Raw genomic sequence first — 1,321 nt, forward strand, 5'->3', positions numbered from 1 at the left:
ACCGCCACCGCTACTACGACCCACAGCAGGGGCGCTATATCAGCCAGGACCCGATTGGGTTGAATGGCGGTACCAACCTATATGGTTATGTGACCAATCCAACCGGGATGGTGGATCCGTTGGGGTTATTTGATCGACCTGGGCCAATTGACCAATCTGGACGCCGAGGACGAATCGGCGCCCCCATTAGCTCACAAGGCCCTGCCCCACGGACAACGCTAGAAAAGCTTGGAAATACTGGTCTCAGTAATCGCTTAGGAAGCATCACTGGCGGGGCGCTTAAAATTGACCCATCCACAGGAATATTAAAGGCCCACCCCATTGGGGCGTTGGCGACTACACTATTTTATTCAGGCGGGATGGCACGATGTCAGACTTTAACTTGTGATATTGACGAAGATGGTTTGTCTGATCAGCACTTCGAGTTGGGGATGTGCGTTCCAGGAGAGAACTAATGCAAAGCTTTAATGAGGAATTTACGTTTTGGAGAAAGCTTTGGGTGTCAGGCCCAGTCATGCTCCCCTCATACTTAATGGTTGCAGTAATCAGCTCTAATTTTCAAGGATGGTGGTGGTTAATCGTAGCTGCAGTGGGACTATGGGTTGTGGGGAAGATATATATAAAAGTTGTTTTAGAAAAAAAAATATCGAAGCAGTGGAAAATGTCTAGCATTGCTGCACTCCTTTTCCTTTTCCAAATCTCCTTAATTATCTTTGTGTACCTTGCAGCAATTAAATAAGTGGTTATGTGAGTATGCAAGCGCTCACCGACAACCGCCTGAGCCAATGGGCAGGCACCCGCTACCGCTACGATGATGCCGGTAACCTGATCGAGCGGCAGCACGCCAACGGCGAGCGCCTGACCCTCGGCTACGATGGCGCCAACCGTCTGGTCCACCTCACCCAGACCCGCGAACAGGGCGACACCCGCGAAGCCACTTACCACTACGACGCCTTAGGCCGGCGCATTAGCAAAACCGTACGCCACTCCAACGGCACCACCGCCACCACCCACTACGGCTGGGACGGCGACCGCATCGTCCACGAAGCCACTGAGCACCAACGCACCACCGTGGTCTACGAGCCGGGTAGTTTTATCCCCCTGTTGCGTATCGACCAAACCGGCACCCGTAACGAACAACAGCTCAGTGCCTACATCACCGACGCTCTCGGCACCCCGATGCAGCTGCTCTCCCCCACCGGCGAACCCCGCTGGCAGGCCCAACCCGACGACTGGGCCGCCACCCGGAACGAACGCGGCAACACATCACAGCCCATCCGCTTCCAGGGCCAATGGCACGATGAAGAGAGTGGCCTCTACT

Annotated in this window: 3 protein-coding genes; all 3 read left to right on the forward strand. The window is 54.6% G+C overall.

Annotation, left to right across the window (positions count from 1 at the left end):
* Nucleotides 1-455, forward strand: a 455-nt coding sequence (locus HP566_RS00015; protein ID WP_249975205.1) for an RHS repeat-associated core domain-containing protein, incomplete at its 5' end; no start/stop codon positions are given.
* Entirely contained in the window at nucleotides 455-739 is a 285-nt protein-coding gene (locus HP566_RS00020; protein ID WP_249975206.1) for a hypothetical protein, read from the forward strand. The genes HP566_RS00015 and HP566_RS00020, both read left to right, overlap by 1 nt.
* A 14-nt stretch (nucleotides 740-753) precedes the next feature.
* Nucleotides 754-1,321, forward strand: a 568-nt coding sequence (locus HP566_RS00025; protein ID WP_249975207.1) for an RHS domain-containing protein, incomplete at its 3' end; no start/stop codon positions are given.

Origin of the sequence: Vreelandella olivaria (genome assembly GCF_023507745.1) — a bacterium.
GTDB classification, from domain to species: Bacteria; Pseudomonadota; Gammaproteobacteria; order Pseudomonadales; family Halomonadaceae; genus Vreelandella; species Vreelandella olivaria_A.